General features: G+C 72.3%; 14 protein-coding genes. 4 read left to right on the forward strand and 10 right to left on the reverse strand.

Annotated features, from left to right (window positions below; all coding sequences use genetic code 11):
• Nucleotides 1–9: 9 nt before the first annotated feature.
• The 7 genes from PGH47_RS17180 to PGH47_RS17210 all read right to left on the reverse strand — a co-directional run bounded on the left by PGH47_RS17180 (nucleotide 10) and on the right by PGH47_RS17210 (nucleotide 8,013).
• Entirely contained in the window at nucleotides 10–990 is a 981-nt protein-coding gene (locus PGH47_RS17180) for a cation diffusion facilitator family transporter (protein ID WP_107905737.1), read from the reverse strand.
• Nucleotides 991–1,194: 204 nt separating this feature from the next.
• Nucleotides 1,195–2,346 (reverse strand): mannose-6-phosphate isomerase, class I, encoded by a 1,152-nt coding sequence (manA, locus tag PGH47_RS17185; protein ID WP_271664169.1) that lies wholly within the window; start codon nucleotides 2,344–2,346, stop codon nucleotides 1,195–1,197.
• A gap of 118 nt (nucleotides 2,347–2,464) precedes the next feature.
• Nucleotides 2,465–3,592: an SIS domain-containing protein gene (locus tag PGH47_RS17190; protein ID WP_271664170.1), complete on the reverse strand. Its 1,128-nt coding sequence runs from the start codon at nucleotides 3,590–3,592 to the stop codon at nucleotides 2,465–2,467.
• A gap of 179 nt (nucleotides 3,593–3,771) precedes the next feature.
• Nucleotides 3,772–3,942, reverse strand: coding sequence for a Trm112 family protein (locus PGH47_RS17195; RefSeq protein ID WP_093746251.1), 171 nt, complete (start codon nucleotides 3,940–3,942; stop codon nucleotides 3,772–3,774).
• 372 nt (nucleotides 3,943–4,314) lie between these two features.
• Nucleotides 4,315–5,679, reverse strand: a complete 1,365-nt coding sequence (locus PGH47_RS17200; protein WP_271664171.1) for a phosphomannomutase/phosphoglucomutase — start codon at nucleotides 5,677–5,679, stop codon at nucleotides 4,315–4,317.
• Nucleotides 5,680–5,782: 103 nt separating this feature from the next.
• Nucleotides 5,783–7,399, reverse strand: coding sequence for an L-lactate permease (locus tag PGH47_RS17205; RefSeq protein ID WP_271668079.1), 1,617 nt, complete (start codon nucleotides 7,397–7,399; stop codon nucleotides 5,783–5,785).
• Nucleotides 7,400–7,557: 158 nt separating this feature from the next.
• The gene (locus PGH47_RS17210) at nucleotides 7,558–8,013 is read right to left on the reverse strand and encodes a DUF3499 domain-containing protein (protein WP_271664172.1); all 456 of its coding nucleotides are present in this window, start codon (nucleotides 8,011–8,013) and stop codon (nucleotides 7,558–7,560) included.
• Nucleotides 8,014–8,273: 260 nt separating this feature from the next.
• Here PGH47_RS17210 and PGH47_RS17215 point away from each other — a divergent pair, with 260 nt between their 5' ends.
• Nucleotides 8,274–8,717 (forward strand): metallopeptidase family protein, encoded by a 444-nt coding sequence (locus tag PGH47_RS17215; protein ID WP_125528256.1) that lies wholly within the window; start codon nucleotides 8,274–8,276, stop codon nucleotides 8,715–8,717.
• 41 nt (nucleotides 8,718–8,758) lie between these two features.
• Here PGH47_RS17215 and PGH47_RS17220 read toward each other — a convergent pair whose 3' ends face one another.
• The 3 genes from PGH47_RS17220 to PGH47_RS17230 form a co-directional block, all read right to left on the reverse strand.
• A complete protein-coding gene (locus PGH47_RS17220; RefSeq protein ID WP_271664173.1) occupies nucleotides 8,759–10,303 on the reverse strand; it encodes a DUF5719 family protein in 1,545 nt (514 codons plus the stop codon).
• Nucleotides 10,300–13,980 carry a glycosyltransferase family 2 protein gene (locus tag PGH47_RS17225; RefSeq protein ID WP_271664174.1) on the reverse strand — a complete coding sequence of 1,227 codons (3,681 nt, stop codon included), beginning with the start codon at nucleotides 13,978–13,980 and terminating at the stop codon, nucleotides 10,300–10,302. The genes PGH47_RS17220 and PGH47_RS17225 overlap by 4 nt, the downstream gene beginning before the upstream one ends.
• A gap of 226 nt (nucleotides 13,981–14,206) precedes the next feature.
• Entirely contained in the window at nucleotides 14,207–14,470 is a 264-nt protein-coding gene (locus PGH47_RS17230; RefSeq protein ID WP_010986447.1) for a WhiB family transcriptional regulator, read from the reverse strand.
• 714 nt (nucleotides 14,471–15,184) lie between these two features.
• Here PGH47_RS17230 and PGH47_RS17235 point away from each other — a divergent pair.
• Genes PGH47_RS17235 through PGH47_RS17245 form a run of 3 tightly spaced genes read left to right on the forward strand, consistent with a single transcriptional unit; the run spans nucleotide 15,185 to nucleotide 18,001 of the window.
• Nucleotides 15,185–15,691 (forward strand): cysteine dioxygenase, encoded by a 507-nt coding sequence (locus PGH47_RS17235; RefSeq protein WP_271664175.1) that lies wholly within the window; start codon nucleotides 15,185–15,187, stop codon nucleotides 15,689–15,691.
• Between the two features lie 34 nt (nucleotides 15,692–15,725).
• Nucleotides 15,726–16,685 carry a 2-phospho-L-lactate transferase gene (cofD, locus tag PGH47_RS17240; protein WP_271664176.1) on the forward strand — a complete coding sequence of 320 codons (960 nt, stop codon included), beginning with the start codon at nucleotides 15,726–15,728 and terminating at the stop codon, nucleotides 16,683–16,685.
• Nucleotides 16,682–18,001 (forward strand): coenzyme F420-0:L-glutamate ligase, encoded by a 1,320-nt coding sequence (locus tag PGH47_RS17245; RefSeq protein WP_271664177.1) that lies wholly within the window; start codon nucleotides 16,682–16,684, stop codon nucleotides 17,999–18,001. The genes cofD and PGH47_RS17245 overlap by 4 nt, the downstream gene beginning before the upstream one ends.
• Nucleotides 18,002–18,060: the final 59 nt, after the last annotated feature.

The following is an 18,060-nucleotide window of genomic DNA, read 5'->3' on the forward strand; positions in this document are numbered from 1 at the left end:
CCGTACGGGTCAGTGCTCGGTGCCGTGCTGTGCCGGGCCGCCCGGTGTCGCCTCGCGGTCGGCGCCCTTGGCCGCTTCGGCCTCGCTGTAGATGTCGGGCTCCAGGTAGATGACGCGGGCGATCGGGACGGCCTCGCGGATGCGCGCCTCGGCGGCGTCGATGGCGGCGGCGACCTCGGCGGCCGTGTCGTCGTGCTTCACCGCGATCTTGGCGGCCACCAGGAGTTCCTCGGGGCCGAGGTGGAGCGTGCGCATGTGGATGATCCGGGTGACGACCTCGCCGTCGACGGCGGCGGCCTCGATCTTCTCGACGTCCTCGACGCCCGCCGCCTCACCGAGCAGCAGCGACTTGGTCTCGATGGCCAGGACGACCGCGATCAGGACGAGCAGGATGCCGATGCAGACGGTGCCGATGCCGTCCCAGACGCCGTCGCCGGTGAGCAGGGCCAGGCCGACGCCGCCCAGGGCCAGGACCAGACCGACCAGCGCGCCGAGGTCCTCCAGGAGCACGACGGGCAGCTCGGGGGCCTTCGCGTGGCGGACGAACTCCTTCCACGACTTCCTGCCCCGCAGGACGTTCGACTCCTTGATGGCCGTACGGAAGGAGAAGGACTCGGCGATGATCGCGAAGACGAGGACGCCCACCGGCCAGTACCAGTGCTCGATCTCGTGCGGGTGCTTGATCTTCTCGTAGCCCTCGTAGAGGGCGAACATGCCACCGACGGAGAAGAGGATGATCGAGACGAGGAAGGCGTAGATGTAGCGCTCACGGCCGTAGCCGAAGGGGTGCTGCGGGGTCGCCTCGCGCTGCGCCTTCTTGCCGCCGACCAGCAGCAGGGCCTGGTTGCCGGAGTCCGCGAGCGAGTGCACGCCCTCGGCGAGCATCGACGACGACCCGCTGAACGCGAACGCCACGAACTTCGATGCCGCGATCGCGAGGTTGGCGGCGAGTGCCGCCACGATCGCCCTGGTTCCGCCTGACGCGCTCATGTGTCGCGTTGTCCCTTCGCCTTCGTAGCCTTCGTGGCGTTCGCAGCCCTCGCGGCCTCTCGGCCCGCATGGCTTCGTACGTACGCCGCCCGGGGCGTCGCCGAGGGGAGCCTCGCCCCCGATCGGCTTTGCCCGTCCTTTGCCGGTGGGCCATTGTTGCAGCCCGGTCCGACGGTGGCGCGCCGGGTCGTGAGATGCCCTCGGTCAGGCGACGACCGTGGCCCGGAAGACCGTACCGGCCCCGGACACTTCGGCCTTTTCGCCCGCCGGTACGAACACGGAGCGGCCCGGCGTCAGTTCGTGCTCCCCGGCGCGGACGGCTCCGGCCGTGCAGAGCAGGATCTGCGGGGTCGCGCGGGTGAGGTCGTGGGCGGTGGTGCCCTCCGGGAGGACGTACCGGGACAGCCGGAACTCGTCGATCGGGGTCTCGTAGACCTCCTCGCCGTCCGGGGCCGCCTCGGGGCGAAGCACTCCCGCGTCGCCCGCCTCGAAGCGCACGATGCGCAGGAGTTCGGGGACGTCGACGTGCTTCGGGGTCAGGCCGCAGCGCAGGACGTTGTCGGAGTTGGCCATGATCTCCACGCCGAGGCCGTTGAGGTAGGCGTGCGGGATGCCGGCGCCGAGGAACAGGGCCTCGCCGGGCTGGAGTCGGACGTGGTTGAGCAGCATGGCCGCGATGACGCCCGGGTCGCCGGGGTAGTGGTGCGCGATGTCGGCGTACGGGGCGTACTCGCCGCCGAGGCGGGAGCAGGCGGCCGCGGCCTCGGCGACGGTGTGGGCCATCTCGTCCGGGTCGGCGCTGAGGATCGCGGTGAGCACCTCGCGCAGGGCCGCTTCCTCGGGGTGGGCGTGCAGCAGGTCGACGTACGGCTTGAGGGAGTCGACACCGAGGCCGTCCAGCAGGTCGGCGGTGCGCAGCGGGTCGCGGAAGCCGCACAGGCCGTCGAACTCGGTGAGCGCGCAGATCAGTTCGGGCTTGTGGTTGGCGTCCTTGTAGTTGCGGTGCCCGGCGTCCACGGGGATGCCGCGGGCCTCCTCGTCCGCGTAACCCTCCTTGGCCTGCTCCAGATCGGGGTGCACCTGGAGGGAGAGCGGGGCGCCGGCGGCGAGGATCTTGAGCAGGAACGGCAGGTGCGGCCCGAACTTGGCCACCGCCGATGCACCCAGCTCGCGCTCCGGGCCGGCCTCGATCACCTCGACGAGCGTGCCCCGCCCGGTGCGCGACGGCGCGCCCGGGTGCGCGCCCATCCACATCTCCGCCTGCGGTTCACCGGTCGGCTCGACGCCGAGGAGCTTCGGGATCGCGGTGGTGGAACCCCAGGCGTAGGGGCGGACGGTGTTGTCGAGGCGGTCCATGCGGTTGTCTGCCTGCTCTCTGCGGGTAGGCGGGGTCTCTTCGGGGAGGACGCCGGTTCGCCTGGTGTACGACTGCCGGTTGCGCCGTCGTACGACTGTGGGGGCGTCCAGGGACAGATCAGGCCCCCGAGGCGAGCGCCAGGTAAACGGCGGCGAAATCCGTGATGGCGATCAGTTCGGCGAGGGTCTCCAGCTCACCGCCGGGTTCCGGCTCCAGCTCGCTGATCGGTGCGTCGTGGCTGAGGGCGAGGTCACGGGCGCTGGGCGCGGCGGTGAGGCCGCCGATCGGCCGGTCCCGCAGCAGGACCACGCGCGCGTGCAGGGCCGGTGTCTCCTCGACGCGGTCCCGGAAGAAGTCGTCGGGGTCCGCGCTCGCCGCGAGCCGGCCGGCCAGCAGGGCGCTGTGCGAGGCGAGGGCCTCGGGCAGTTCGGCGACGAGGGCCGGGTGGCCGGAGAGCTCGGCGAGCGCTGCGGCGAAACGCCGGCCGGCCGGGCCCGCGGAGACGCCCTCGGTCCAGATCAGCGGGAGCGCGTCGGCGAGTTCGGCGGCGAGGGTCTTGGCGGGGTTGCTGTACGTCGCGATGGCGGGGCCGCAGCGCTCGGCGATGTGGTCGAGGCGGTCGGCGACCTTCTCGACGGCGTCGGGCGGGGCGGTGAGCAGACCGGTGCGGTCCAGGAGCGCGAGGAGCGGGGTGAGCAGGGCCCACAGGACGCCGGGGGCGGAGGCGGCGAGGGACTCGTCCTGCTCGTACGGAGCGGTCGCCATCGGCACGAACAGGCCGTGGTTGCCGTGCATCGCCTCGGTGAGCGGGGTGCCCGCGGGGGCCACGGCGACGACCGTGCAGCCGTGGCGGTAGGCCTGCTCGGCGAGCAGGGACAGGCCGGGTTCGGTGCCGTCGGGGGTGGCGATCAGCAGGAGGTCGACAGAGCCGGCCCAGCCGGGGAGTTCCCAGCGCAGGGCGCCCGCGGCGGGGGCCACGCCGGCCGGTGCCAGCCGGGTGACGGGGCTGGTGGCGCCGGCGAGGGTGCCGAGGAGGTCGGCGACGCAGGTGGCGGCGGCGCCGGGGCCCGCGATGAGGATGGCTCGGGGGCGGCCGTCCGGCTTGAGGTCGTGGACGCCGGCCTCTACGGCGTGCCGGGCGGCGGTGCGGACGCGGGCGCCGGCTTCGGCCGCGCCGCGCAGCAGGGCACGGCGGTCGGCGTCGGCGAGTGCCTCCGGCGTGTCGAGCAGCGATTCGTCGAGCATGGGCGACGGCCTCCGATCGCCGGGGTTTCTTTGGGGTCTGTTGTGCGGGGGTGCGGGGGGGCGGGGGCGCCGGGTTTGCCACCAGGACCGTGCACCGTGCCGGGGCGGCTGTGGAGTCCGTGTTCCCCGTGATGCGGGGCGGCAGGCCTCGTCGTTACGCGGGGCGGCGGGCCTCCTCGTTACGCGGGGCGGCGGGCCTCGTCGACCAGGAGGACCGGGATGCCGTCGCGGACCGGGTAGGCAAGGCCGCAGTCCTGGCCGGTGCAGATCAGCTCGGCTTCCTGCTCCTTGAGGGAGGCGTGGCAGGCCGGGCAGGCGAGGATCTCCAGGAGGCCGGCTTCCAGCGGCATGGCGGGTCCCTTCTGGGGTGGTGGGGGTCGGTGGTGCGTGCGGGTGTGCGGATGTGCCTGGTCAGCGTACCGCCGGTGGGGGCGGGGTGCCGGGGTTGGGCGGCGTTGTGCGGGAGCCGGGGGTTGCCGAGGGATTTCGCCCCCGCCGCCCCTGCCCGTCCCTCCCCCAAGCTCTCGGCTTCGCTCGAGCAGGGGGGACCCCCATCCAGGGGCGCTGCCCCTTCGACCCCGGACTGCTTCTGGGGCTGCCGCCCCAGACCCCGCTGTCGGCCTGAACGGCCTCGTCATCAAACGCCGGACGGGCTGAAAGGCGCGGGCCGGCCTCAAAAGGCGATGCCCAGCAGGTGAGTGGCCGCCAGGCACACCGTGGGATCAAGCCCTGATGATCGCCAGCGCCTCGTCCCGTACCTTTCTCATCGTCTCCTCGTCCCTGGCCTCCGCGTTCAGGCGGAGCAGGGGCTCCGTGTTGGACGGGCGGACATTGAACCACCAGTCGGTGGAGGTGACCGTCAGGCCGTCGAGGGTGTCCAGGCGGATGTCGTCGCGGCCCTCGTAGGCCGTCCTGATCGCGGCGAGGCGGTCCGCCTGGTCGGCGACGGTGGAGTTGATCTCGCCGGAGCCGGCGTAGCGGTCGTACTGGGCGACCAGGCCGGACAGGGGGCCCTCCTGGCCGCCGAGGGCGGCGAGGACGTGGAGGGCGGCCAGCATGCCGGTGTCGGCGTTCCAGAAGTCCTTGAAGTAGTAGTGGGCGGAGTGCTCGCCGCCGAAGATCGCGCCGGACTTCGCCATCTCGGCCTTGATGAAGGAGTGGCCGACGCGGGTGCGGACCGGGGTGCCGCCGTTCTCCCGGACGACCTCCGGGACCGACCAGGACGTGATCAGGTTGTGGATGATCGTGCCCTTGCCGCCGTGCTTGGCGAGCTCGCGCGAGGCCACGAGGGCGGTGATGGCGGACGGGGAGACGGGCTCGCCGCGCTCGTCGACGACGAAGCAGCGGTCGGCGTCGCCGTCGAAGGCGATGCCGAGGTCGGCGCCCTCCTCGCGGACCCGCTTCTGGAGGTCGACGATGTTCGCGGGGTCCAGCGGGTTCGCCTCGTGGTTCGGGAAGGTGCCGTCCAGCTCGAAGTACATCGGGACGACGTCCAGCGGGAGGCCGCCGAAGACGGTCGGCACGGTGTGGCCGCCCATGCCGTTGCCCGCGTCGACGACGACCTTCAGGGGGCGGATCGAGGTCAGGTCGACGAGGGAGCGGAGATGGGCCGCGTAGTCCTCCAACGTGTCGCGCCGCGTGATCGTGCCCGTGCGCTCGGCCGGGGCCGGGGCACCCGACTCCAGCCAGTTCTCGGCCAGTTCGCGGACCTCGGCGAGGCCGGTGTCCTGGCCGACCGGGGCGGCGCCGGCGCGGCACATCTTGATGCCGTTGTACTGGGCCGGGTTGTGCGAGGCCGTGAACATCGCGCCCGGCAGGTCCAGCGCGCCCGAGGCGTAGTAGAGCTGGTCCGTGGAGCACAGGCCGATCTCGGTGACGTCGACGCCCTGGGCCGCGGCACCGCGCGCGAAGGCTCGGGACAGACCGGGCGAGGAGGGGCGCATGTCGTGGCCGATCACGATCGCGCTCGCGTCCGTCACCCGGACGAAGGCGGCGCCGAAGAGCTCGGCCAGCGACTCGTCCCACTGATCGGGTACGACCCCGCGCACGTCGTACGCCTTCACCAGCTGTGACAGATCAGCAGCCACGGACACCCCTCCTGAAAGTCCTGTCGGTCACCACAAACTACCTGCCGGGACCGACAGTGCGCCGGACGGTCGCCGAGTGGACCCCCAGCCGTAACCTTCAAGGTCAGGGCAGCATCCAGCCCAGTACCGGTGAGCTCTGGCCGACCACGATCAGGCACATCACCAGCAGCAGCCCCAGGCTCCACGGCAGGACCCGCCTCAGCAGGTCGCCCTCCTTGCCGGCGAGTCCCACGGCCGCGCACGCGATGGTGAGGTTCTGCGGCGAGATCATCTTGCCGAGCACACCTCCTGAACTGTTGGCGGCGGCCAGGAGTTCCGGCGACAGCCCGGACTCCCGCGCGGCCGTCACCTGCAACGCCCCGAACAGCGCGTTGGCCGAGGTGTCCGACCCGGACACGGCCACCCCGAACCAGCCCAGCACCGGCGACAGGAAGGCGAGCCCGGCGCCTGCCGCCGCCACGAAGTGGCCGATGGTGGCGGCCTGCCCGGACAGGTTCATGACGTAGGCGAGCGCGAGCACGGACGTCACGGTCAGGATGGCGAACCGCAGCTCGTGCACGGTGGCGGCCCACTCCTTGACGGCCACGCGCGCGTGCACGCCCAGAACGACCGCCGTGAGCAGCCCGGCGATCAGCACGAGGGTGCCGCCGGTGGACACGATCGGCCAGCTGAAGACATTGCCGCTGACGGCCTCGCCGTCCGGGTTGGCGACGTTCAGGAAGGGCCAGTCGTACGTCTGGGTCGCTCCGGCCAGCCAGTCCTTGACGACCGGGATCTGGGCGATGGAGAAGATCACGACGATCAGGGCGTACGGCGCATACGCCCGCACGACCTCGCCGCGCGGGTCGTCCTCGTCGAGTTCCTCGCTCCGCGACCCGGTCAGCACGGAAGCGCGTACGGCCTCGGTGGCGGGCACACGCGCGTGCGGTACGGCGACCAGAGCGCCCGCGCCGGCCAACGCGGCGCCGATGTCGGCGAGTTGCGCGGAGACGTAGTTCGAGGCGGCGAACTGGGCGACGGCGAAGGCGACTCCGCACACCACGGCGGGCACCCAGGTCTCCCGCAGCCCGCGCCGGCCGTCCACGAGCCCGACCAGCACGAGCGGCACGACCAGCGCCAGCAAGGGCGTCTGCCGGCCGACCACGGAGGCCACGTCGTCCAGCGGCAGCCCGGTGACCTGGGCGAGCGTCACCACGGGCGTCCCCATCGCGCCGAAGGCGACGGGGGCGGTGTTGGCGACCAGGGCGACGACGGCCGCGCGCACCGGCTCGAACCCGAGCGCCACGAGCATGACCGAGCAGATCGCGACGGGCGCCCCGAACCCGGCGAGGGCTTCGAGCAGGGCGCCGAAGCAGAAGGCGACGACGAGCGCCTGGATGCGCGGGTCGTCCGACAGCCGTCCGAACGACCGCCGGAGGATGTCGAAATGCCGTGTCCGGACCGTCATCCGGTACACCCACAGGGCGTTGACGACGATCCACAGGATGGGGAAGAGCCCGAAGACTGCTCCCTGGACGCCGCTGGAGAGCGTCTGGTCGAGCGGCATGCCGTAGGCGAGCCAGGCGACCATTCCGGCCGCCAGAAGCCCGGTGAGCCCCGCGAGATGCGCCTTCATCCGGACCCCGCCCAGCAGGACGAGCACGATCACAAGGGGCAGGGTCGCCACGAGGGCGGACAGCCCCAGTGAGCCTGCTACGGGCTCCAGTTCCTGGATGTACACGGGCACCTCCGGGATTCCGTCATGCGGAAAGCGATTTCTCGTTTCGGCATACGGAATGGTCGTGTCCGCGACAACAACCCGTCAATGCTTGTGCAGCACTCAACCAAACGAAGGCACCGCGAAGAGGGGGAGGAAAGACAGACGAAGGGAACCGACCGTCAGTTGTCGGGCGAGCGCAGCACCCTGAGATGGCCTCGCCGCGCGACCTCCATCGGGTCGGCGCCACGGCCACCGCCGCCGGCGCCGGCCGCCCGCTCCTGCGGACGCGCCGCCTCGCGCACGGCGTTGGCAAGCGCTTCCAGGTCGTCCCCGCTCGGACGGGCCGGAGCGGAGCCGTCCAGCAGCCGTACGACCTCCCACCCACGGGGGGCGGTGAGGCGCTCGGAGTGCTCGGCGCACAGGTCGTAGCAGTGGGGTTCGGCGTAGGTGGCGAGCGGGCCGAGGACCGCGGTCGAGTCGGCGTAGACGTACGTCAGCGTCGCGACGGCGGGACGGCCGCAAGCGGTGCGCGAACAGCGACGTACAGGGCTCACGACGTTGGACGGTACCGCACTCTTGAGCGGGCCGCGACGACTCTCCCCCGGGTCACCCCACCGTGTCGTGTTGTGAGGCATTCCGCGCGCCCCTCTTGCCCCACCCTCCTGACCTGCCCAAAAGCCGCGTTGCGGAATACCGGGCAGTGACAGAACCGGTCACCACTCAACACAAAACCCACATTTACCTCGACTTCGACGGTCTCGGAGAGATGCCGAATCGAGCCCAAGCTTGGCTGGAATGGTCATCTGCCGACATGCCGTACGGACAGGGGGTGCCGCTCCCGCCACCCCGCCGCGATCGGACAGGTACCTGCCGTGAGGACTACCCTTCATCAGTGATGGACACCCCCGTACCGCCCCGTGCCGCAGGCCCCGGGCCCCGCCGCCGTGATCGCCACGGACGGGGCATGCGCGGCCCGATCGCACCACCCCAGGTCCCCCTCGCCGCCAGCCGCGCCGATGTCTTCGCGGACCTGGTCCAGGACTCCGTGGAGCGCCTCGAACGCCGCTGGCCGCAGCTGACCGACATCGATTTCCTCGTCCTTGAGGTCCCTCGCCTCGACGGCCGGACCTGGAACGACGAGGCGGTCCCCCTGGGCGGCACGATCGCCGCCCGTGAGGGACGCCCAGCGCGCGTGGTCATCTATCGCCGCCCGGTGGAGATCCGCACCAAGGGCCGGGACGAGCGGGCGGCCCTGGTCCACGAGGTGGTCGTGGAGCAGGTGGCGGAGCTGCTGGGACTCACGCCGGAGACGGTCGATCCGCGCTACGGCGAGGACTGACGGCCGCCGGTGCCACTGCTTCCGCGGCACCGGCGGAGCCGCTACTTCTGCAGAACCGACAGGTCCTCGTCCGCCTCGGGCACGGCCACCATCCCCCGGTCGTCCGGCAGCGCCTGCACGGTGAAGGCGGAGACGCCGTCCAGCGACGACGTCAGCGTGCGGGACGCGTACACCGGCCCGCCCGACACCGTCTCGACCGTGAGGGCGTAGGTGCCCTTGAGGCCGCTCGGGACGGGGACCTCCACCTCCTGGGTGGTACCGGACTTGACCGTGTACGTCTTCGAGACCGCCGAACCGCCCTCGCTGCCCGCGGACGCGGTGACCTTGATCTTCGCCGTGGCGGACGGCGCCGTCACGGAGAGCTTCGTGCCCTTCGCGGTGTTGTCCACCGCCGTCGCGCGCTTGCCGACGGCCCTGCTGGCCGGAATGAACGCCGTCTCCTGCGCGGCGCCCTTCCCGCGCACCACCCGAACCGCCGCGACCACGGGCACGGAGTGGTCCGAGGGCGTCAGCACGAGCGACCCCGGCTCGCCCCGCATCACGTCACCGAGGTCGACCGCGCTGGTCATCCCGCCCTTGACGTGCAGCGTCTCGTTCCCGGCGGGTGTGATCGAGCCGGACGGCGAGGCGAGCCGCACCTTCAGGTCCGCGTCGACCTCCCCCGGTGCGAACACGACCAGCCGCACGGCCGTGGCGTCCTTCGGGATGCCGGGCAGCACCAGGCTCCCCGTGGGATCGACGGACGCCGCGAGCCAGTCGCCGCCGAGCTTGTCGTCCAGCGCCTGCACCGAGGCGCCCACCCGGCCGCTGCGCACGCTCACGTGCACGGTGACGTTGTCCTGCTTCTCGCTGGTGAGCGTGGACAGGAGTATCGGCTCGCCGGAGTGCGGCTGAACCGTGATCCCCTCCCCCACCGTGGTCTCCAGGGCGCCGTCCTTGCCGTACAGCTCGATGTCGACGACGGCGGCGGAGTCGTCGGGGTTCGTCAGATGCACGTAGTCCGTGCGGTCGGGGGCCGTGCTGGCGCCCGGGAACCAGAACTCGGTGTCCGGAGCGGTGCAGTTGACGCCCTGGAGCCCGCGCCCCGTGCCCGCCGCGACCTGCGTGGTCTGCTGGACGGTCCAACCGGGCGCGAACTTGCCGTCGGCGGTCCCGACCAGCGCCGGCGAGTCGGCCCCGGAGGCGTCCTCGGTCACCGGCTTCCCGGGCTCCTTGGCCGTGAGGACGGGCTTGTCGGCGGCCGCGGTCTTGCCGCCCTTGCCTGCCTTTCCGTCCTTGCCCGCCTTCTCGTCCTTGGCACCCTTGTCGCCGGCCGCTGGTCCCGACTCCTCGCCCGCGGACAGCAGTTCCGCCTTGCCGTCGCCCGCCGTTCCCTTGGTGACGGGCGTGAACGAGGTGTACGTCGTCTCGGCGAGGTCCGAACTGCTCGGCGCCGGGCACACCAGACTCGTACGCTCCACCGGCAGCTCGGCCGCCGCCTTCGCGGGGCTCGCGCCGGACGCGTCCGGTGACGTCAGCGCCGCGAACCCGGTGACGGCGGCGAGGGCGCCGACGCCGGCGATGAGGGACAGGGTGGTGCGGTTCACTGCTGGCTCCCGTCGGAACGCTCGCTGCCGTGCTGCTGCTGTTGCTGCTGCTGCGCCGGGTCGTACGTGGCGTCGTAACCCTGCTGGTACGTCTGGTCGTACGAGGGGTCGTACGCCGCGCCCTGGGCCTGACCGCCGTACGCGTACGGGTCGTACTGGCCGCCCTGGTACGGGTCCGCCTGGTACCCCTGGTCGTAGGCGCCGCCCGCCGGATACTGCTCGCCGCCCTGAGCGCCCTGGTACTGCTCGCCGCCGTAGTTGCCGTACTCGGCGCCCGCGTAGCTGGGCGTGTCCCACTCGCCGTAGGGCGTCTGCTGCGGAACGGCCGTGGACGGCTCCTGTGCCGGTGGCGGCGGGAACTCCCCGCCCTGAGCACCCTCTTCGGCCTCTGCCTGGGCACGCAGTCGCCGGGCCCTGCGGCCCTCGCCCGCCATGGCCTCGGCCGGGACGGGGGTCTCCTCGGGCAGGTCGTCGTCGACGTCACGGCGGCGTCCGGGCAGGGCCATCACGACGAGCACGAGGGCGAGGAAGCCCTGGGCCCACAGCCAGACGGTGTGGCCGATCGGGTCGTCGTAGGTGACGTCCAGCCTGCCGCCTTCGGCGGGCAGTTCGAAGCCCTGGGCCCAGCCGTCGACCGTGGTCCGGGTGAGCTCCTTGCCGTCGAGCGTTGCCGTCCAGCCGTCGTCGACGCTGTCGGCGAGCCGCAGCACCCGTCCGTCGGAGCCGGCCGGGACCGTGGTGTGGATCTCGACGGGCCCGGCGGCCACCGCCTGGGGCTCACCGGCCGCGCTGCCCGAGCCGGACCCCGCGACGATGGCCGCCCGCGACACCTGGCGGTCGATCCGCCACAGCGCGCTGCCGTTCTGCTCGCTCAGCCGCGACAGACCCGGCGTGGCGTCCAGCACGCGCGTGACGTCGCGCGGCGCGCCCTTGTGGACGAGGACGTAGCGCACGGCGAACGCGCCCAGCTGGTCCGCCTGGTCGGCGCCGGAACCGGCGACGAGGTTGGCGACGATCTTGTCGAGCTTGGCGTTCTCCCCGTCGGCCACGGCCAGTTCGGCGTCGCCCAGACGGGCGCCGGAACCGCGCACGAGCATGTAGCCGACGTGGGCCGAGGAGTCGCTGTCGAGGACGAGGGTGCGGGCCTGGTCGCGGGTGCCGCTCTCCTCGGCGACGAACGCGGGCACCTGCACGGGATCGCGCCGCTCCAGCGGTCCGTCGGCGCCGCGGATCATCCAGCCGGAGGCGACGAGCAGCGGGCCCGCCGCCGCGGTGAAGGCGATCAGCGCGGCGACCGGCTGACGCCAGCCGAAGCTCTGCTCGGCCACGCGCGAGCGTGCCCCGTCGGCGCCGAGCAGGGCGGCGGCCAGGAGGGCGATGCCGTAGACGAGGGTCGCGGGGCCGGCCCAGGTGGAGCCGTTGGAAAGGACCGCGAAGAGGAAGCCCAGCAGGGCGACCACCCAGGCGGTCCGGATCCCCAGCTGACGCTCGGAGCGCAGCAGGGCGGCCAGCGCGGCCAGCACGACGCCGATGAGCATCAGTCCGCTGACGGTGCCGGGCCCGCCGGGGCTGGCGCCGAGCAGGTCCAGGGCGGACGCGGCCGAGGCGCCGTACTCCAGACCGGCCTCGCGGAAGAAGCCGAACGGCAGCAGCGACAGCGACCAGGGAGCGAGCACCAGCAGGGGCGCACCGAACTGGGCCAGGAATCGCAGTCCGTAGGCGGTGATGTCGGTGCGGCGCACCGCCAGCAGACCGACGCCGAGGAGCAGCGCGATGGGCCAGATGATCGGCGTGAAGGCCGTGGCGACGGTCAGCAGCAGGGCGTACGCCCAGGTGGCACGCCAACTGCCGCGCGCCTCGGAGCTGTTCGCCAGGCCGCTGGCCGCGATGCCCGCGCGGGCGATCAGCGGCAGCAGGACGGCGAGTACGGCGGTGCCGATGCGGCCGCCGGCGAGGGCGCCGGCGGCGGCGGGCAGGAAGGCGTAGACGACGGCCGCCCAGGCTCGCAGCAGGCGCGACTCGACGAGCGGACGGGAGGCGAAGTACGCGGTGAAGCCGGCCAGCGGCACCGAGCCGACCAGCAGCACGGTGACCGCGAGCCCGGTCGAGCCCAGCAGGGTGGAGGCGAGCATCGCCACGAGCGCGAGGTACGGCGGCGCGGACTGTGTGCCGCCGGCGCCCACCGGATGCCAGGCGTCCAGGTAACGGGACCACAGCTCGCCGGATTCGGCCGGGGCGGGCAGCAGGGCGCCGCCCGCGAGCGCGCCGCCGCCGAGGAGCTCGCGGCAGGCGATGAGCGAGGCGAACAGCAGCACCAGGAAGAGCACCGGCCCGGGCTTGCGGGCGACGCGCTTGAGGCGTGCGAACTGTTCTATCTCCAGGAAGTCGGCGTCGTCGCCGCCGGGTCCGGACTCGACGGCGCTGCCGTGCCGTCCCGCGCCGGAGGTCACCTCGGGGTCGGAGCGGCCGACGAGGCTGCCCGCGGCCTGCTCGACGGTGGCCCGCACGGTCGCGCCGGGCGGCGGGAACAGGGCCCGCATCTCGACCTTGTCGATGACGGGACGCCCGCGCCTGCGCCGCCCGGCGATGATCCGCTCGGGGCGCAGCAGGGTGCCCATGAGGCCGCGGATCTCGTCGAGGGCCTGTCCGGGGACCTTGCCGACGAGGTAGGCGAGCGTGCGCACGACGGTGCCGACGACGAGGCGCAGCAGCACCCAGGGCAGCACGGCGGTGCGGGTGTTGACGAGCAGGGTGTAGACGGCGCCGGCCTTGTCGACCTTGTGCGGGGAGGCAGCGGTGCGGCCCACGCAGTCGACGGTGCGGCGCTCGCGGGAGGACGCCTCGGCGTGTCGTACGACCGCCTCGGGGGCGATGAGGACACGGTGCCCGGCGGCGGTGGCCCGCCAGCACAGGTCGACGTCGTCCCGCATGAGGGGCAGTCGCCGGTCGAAGCCGCCGAGTTCCTCGAAGACGTCACGTCGGACGAGCATGCCGGCGGTGGACACGGACAGCACCGGGCGCACGTGGTCGTGCTGGCCCTGGTCCTGCTCGCGGCGGTCCAGGCCGGTCCAGCGGCGGCCGGAGTTGGCGATGGTGACGCCGACCTCCAGGAGCTGGCGGCGGTCGTACCAGCCGCGCAGCTTCGGGCCGAGCACGGCGATGTCGTCGCGCCCCAGCTCGTGCTCGTTCTCCACGACGCGCAGCAGCTGGGCCAGGGCGTCGGGTTCGGGGGCGCAGTCGTCGTGCAGGAGCCACAGCCACTGGACCGGCTCCCCGTGGGGGAGTTCGGGCATGTCGTAGGCGTCGTCGCGCCAGGTGCGCGTGACGGGGTCCCAGCCGCTGGGCCGTTTCAGATACGTCAGCTCGTCCGGGGTGAGGAGGGGGGCGGTGCGGTTGGCCTCCTCGACGGCCTGGCCGAATCCGGTGCGCCGCGCGAGGTGCAGTACGCGGTCGGCGCCGAGGGCGTCGGTGATCAGCTGCGCGGACTGGTCCGCGCTGCCGGTGTCGGCCGCGACGGCGAACTGAACGGGACGCTCCTGGCCGAGCAGCCCGGCGAGCACGTCGGGCAGCCAGCGGGCGCCGTCGTGGGAGACGAGCACCGCTGTCACCACATGACGCGGGAACTCAGGAGTGGCAGCGGAGTCGTGCTGGGCTGCCGTGTGGCTGTGCACGGACATCGAGGTACGGGCCCCGGTTCGATGGACTGCGGTGGACGCCCGTGCCCCGAGGGGACACCGGGGCGTCTCGGACGAGCGACCACACTATCGGCTGGGCATCACGGCGGCCCGCCGCCTGTGGATAACCCACCTGCGACGGGCCGTTCGAGACCTGTTCGAGACGTATGTGCGTACGGCCGTTCGGTCCTGCGGCCGGGCCCACGACGGCCTGGCGACCGGTGTGCGGTCAGATGGCCGCCTTCTTCAGCCGTCGACGCTCCCGTTCGGACAGACCGCCCCAGATGCCGAAGCGCTCGTCGTTGGCGAGGGCGTATTCGAGGCACTCGGAGCGGACTTCACAGGCGAGGCAGACCTTCTTGGCCTCGCGGGTGGAGCCGCCCTTCTCGGGGAAGAAGGACTCGGGGTCGGTCTGGGCGCACAGCGCGCGCTCCTGCCAGCCGAGTTCCTCGTCCGCGTCGTCGACCAGCAGTTGCTGCACCAGCTCGGTCATGTGCGCCCCTCGTCTGTCTTTCGCGTCCCCGTGATGTAGCCGTTACCGATTCCGGCTGAACGACACGAGTGAAATTACAAGTGTGCTGCTCCGGGCGAGTCAAGCCGAGATCTGCTATTGAGCCCCTTATTCACTCTGCGGAACCAAGGCCTAGCGGAAAGTGTTCAAATCGGCATAAACCTTGACACGCAGACGAGACCCAGGAGGGCCCCCCGCCCTCCGCAGAGCCTGTACGGAAAAGGACGCCCAGAAGTTCGATCTCGTTGCACACACGCGCGGAAGCGAACCGGATCACAGTCGGATCACAGGATCACAACGACGCCGTGCGCCCGATTGTGCGCCATGTGTCCCGTCCATCTCATGAACAAACCTTTCGTCACAGAGATGACCCGGATGAGGTGAAACATGTCCCACAGGGCGGGCGCCGAGTTGACACCGAAGGTGCGAACCGCTGTCCTTGTGGGCATGCTCGCGAACTCGGCACTCACCTCGACCCGCACCGCCGGGTCCCACGGTGCTGCCCGCGCTCGCTGTAGCTGTTGTTGCTGTTCCAGCTGTTGAGCCTCTCCCGCCGCTCCGGCTGCCTCTGAGTCCACCGCGACTCGGCTGCTTGTTCCCACGCCCCGACCAGGGCCACTGCGTCCCCCGCGATCCGGGCGGACGGCGACCGACACCCAGCCACCCCCCACTTCCGCCAAGGAACCCACGCACCTCATGAACAGCGACAGCGACCTCCAGATCGCCGGCGACATCCTCGAAGTCCCGCACCTCCTCCAGGCACCGCGCGAGCACCCGGCCACCGTCGCCGAGTTCGTCGGCCTGGCCCGCTCCATCGCCGCCGACCGCTCGCAGTGGGAGCACCTCGTCCGCTACGACGCCACCACGCGCTGGTACCACCGGCTGCGCACCGGGCCCGGCTACGAGGTGTGGCTGCTGTCCTGGGTCCCCGGACAGGGCAGCGGCCTGCACGACCACGGCCGCTCCTCCGGCGTCCTGACCGTCCTCGACGGCACGCTCACCGAGCGCACGGAGCGCGGCACGCGCGTGCTGGCGGCCGGCGCCCAGCGGGTGTTCGCCCCGGGGTACGCCCACGACGTGGTCAACGACGCGCTGGAGCCGGCGGTGAGCCTGCACGTGTACTACCCGGGCCTCACCGAGATGCCGATGCACACCTCGTCGGCCTGCGAGGCGCGCACCGAGGCGCGTCCGGTGACTGCCTGACGCGTTGTCGTACCCGCCTGCAAGACTTGGGCCCATGCGCATTGTGGTTCTGGCAGGCGGCATCGGTGGTGCCCGGTTCCTGCGTGGTCTGAAGCGGGCCGTGCCGGACGCGGACATCACGGTCATCGGCAACACCGGGGACGACATCCACCTCTTCGGGCTGAAGGTCTGCCCGGACCTCGACACGGTGATGTACACGCTCGGCGGCGGTATCAACGAGGAACAGGGCTGGGGCCGGGCCGACGAGACCTTCCACCTCAAGGAGGAGCTCGCGGCGTACGGCGTGGGCCCGGAGTGGTTCGGGCTCGGCGACCGGGACTTCGCCACGCACATCGTGCGGACGCAGATGATCGGCGCCGGATATCCGCTGAGCGCGGTCACGGAAGCCCTCTGCGACCGCTGGAAGCCCGGAGTGCGGCTCATCCCCATGACCGACGACCGCGTCGAGACGCATGTCGCGGTCGTGGAGGAGGGCGAGCGCAAGGCCGTCCACTTCCAGGAGTACTGGGTACGGCTGCGGGCCTCGGTGCCCGCCGAGGCGATCGTGCCGGTCGGCGCCGAGCAGGCGAAGCCCGCGCCCGGCGTCCTGGAGGCCGTCGCCCAGGCCGACGTCATCCTCTTCCCGCCGTCCAACCCGGTCGTCTCGGTCGGCACCATCCTCGCCGTGCCCGGCATCCGCGAGGCGATCGCCGACGCGGGCGTGCCCGTCGTCGGCCTCTCCCCCATCGTCGGGGACGCGCCCGTGCGCGGGATGGCCGACAAGGTGCTCGCGGCGGTGGGCGTGGAGTCGACGGCTGCCGCGGTCGCCGAGCACTACGGCTCGGGGCTGCTCGACGGCTGGCTCGTGGACACCGTGGACGCCGGCTCGGTGGAGCGGGTCGAGGCGGCCGGGATCCGCTGCCGGGCCGTACCGCTGATGATGACCGACCTCGACGCCACCGCGCAGATGGCGCGCGAGGCGCTGGAGCTGGCGGAGGAGGTGCGGGGAATTTGAGCGGCGAGCAGCCTGACGGCACACCGGGCTACCGGGTGTGGGCCGTCCCCGGCATCCCCGAGGTCGCGCAGGGCGACGACCTGGCCAAGCTGATCGCGGCCGCCGAGCCCGGTCTCGTCGACGGGGACGTGCTGCTGGTCACCTCGAAGATCGTCTCCAAGGCCGAAGGCAGGATCGTGGAGGCGGGCGACCGGGAGTCCGCGATCGACGCGGAGACGGTACGGGTCGTGGCGCGCCGCGGTCCCCTGCGCATCGTCGAGAACCGACAGGGCCTGGTGATGGCCGCCGCCGGGGTCGACGCCTCCAACACTCCCGCCGGGACCGTGCTGTTGCTGCCCGAGGACCCGGACGCGTCCGCGCGGGCGATCCGTGACGGGCTGCGCGACGCCCTCGGCGTCGACGTCGGTGTCCTCGTCACCGACACCTTCGGGCGTCCTTGGCGAGCCGGGCTCACCGACGTGGCGATCGGCGCGGCCGGCATCCGCGTGCTCGACGACCTGCGCGGCGGCACGGACGCACATGGCAACCCGCTCAGCGCGACCGTCGTGGCGACCGCCGACGAACTCGCCGCCGCCGGTGACCTGGTCAAGGGCAAGGCCGCCGGGCTGCCCGTCGCCGTCGTGCGCGGCCTGGCGCACACCGTGACCGAGGACCACGGGGCCGGCGCGCGGGCCATGGTGCGCGACGCGCGCGACGACATGTTCCGGCTGGGGACCTCGGAAGCGGTACGGGAGGCGGTGGCCCAGCGCCGCACGGTACGGGCGTTCACGGACGAGCCCGTCGACCCCGGGGCCGTACGACGAGCCGTCGCCGCGGCGGTCACTGCGCCGGCGCCGCACCACACCACTCCGTGGCGGTTCGTGCTGCTGGAGTCGCCGGAGTCACGGACGCGGCTGCTCGACGCGATGCGCGACGCCTGGATCGCCGACCTCCGGCGCGACGGCAAGAGTGAGGAGTCGATCGCCAAGCGGGTGCGGCGCGGGGACGTGCTGCGCAACGCGCCGTATCTGGTGGTGCCGTGCCTGGTCATGGACGGTTCGCACACCTACGGCGACGCGCGGCGGGACGGCGCCGAGCGGGAGATGTTCGTCGTCGCCACCGGGGCCGGGGTGCAGAACTTCCTGGTCGCGCTGGCCGGGGAGCGGCTGGGCTCGGCGTGGGTGTCGTCGACGATGTTCTGCCGGGACGTGGTGCGCGAGGTGCTCGGGCTGCCGGAGGACTGGGATCCGATGGGGGCGGTGGCGGTCGGCCACGCGGCGGAGGCGCCGCGGGCGAGGCCGGAGCGGGATGCGGCGGCTTTCGTCGAGGTGCGGTGACCCACGCAGCCCAGCGCCTACGCTCGTAGGACACCTCCCCTCCCCCTAGGACCTCATTC

This window comes from Streptomyces sp. HUAS 31 (assembly GCF_028198125.1).
GTDB classification, from domain to species: domain Bacteria; phylum Actinomycetota; class Actinomycetes; order Streptomycetales; family Streptomycetaceae; genus Streptomyces; species Streptomyces chartreusis.

Coding starts and splice junctions, on each gene's coding strand:
- PGH47_RS17210 (WP_271664172.1), bottom strand. CDS start 8,013: ATGCCTCACAACACGACACGGTGGGGTGACCCGGGGGAGAGTCGTCGC.
- PGH47_RS17215 (WP_125528256.1), top strand. CDS start 8,274: ATGGACACCCCCGTACCGCCCCGTGCCGCAGGCCCCGGGCCCCGCCGC.
- PGH47_RS17180 (WP_107905737.1), bottom strand. CDS start 990: ATGAGCGCGTCAGGCGGAACCAGGGCGATCGTGGCGGCACTCGCCGCC.
- PGH47_RS17230 (WP_010986447.1), bottom strand. CDS start 14,470: ATGACCGAGCTGGTGCAGCAACTGCTGGTCGACGACGCGGACGAGGAA.
- PGH47_RS17190 (WP_271664170.1), bottom strand. CDS start 3,592: ATGCTCGACGAATCGCTGCTCGACACGCCGGAGGCACTCGCCGACGCC.
- cofD (WP_271664176.1), top strand. CDS start 15,726: ATGCGCATTGTGGTTCTGGCAGGCGGCATCGGTGGTGCCCGGTTCCTG.
- manA (WP_271664169.1), bottom strand. CDS start 2,346: ATGGACCGCCTCGACAACACCGTCCGCCCCTACGCCTGGGGTTCCACC.
- PGH47_RS17225 (WP_271664174.1), bottom strand. CDS start 13,980: ATGTCCGTGCACAGCCACACGGCAGCCCAGCACGACTCCGCTGCCACT.
- PGH47_RS17235 (WP_271664175.1), top strand. CDS start 15,185: ATGAACAGCGACAGCGACCTCCAGATCGCCGGCGACATCCTCGAAGTC.
- PGH47_RS17195 (WP_093746251.1), bottom strand. CDS start 3,942: ATGCCGCTGGAAGCCGGCCTCCTGGAGATCCTCGCCTGCCCGGCCTGC.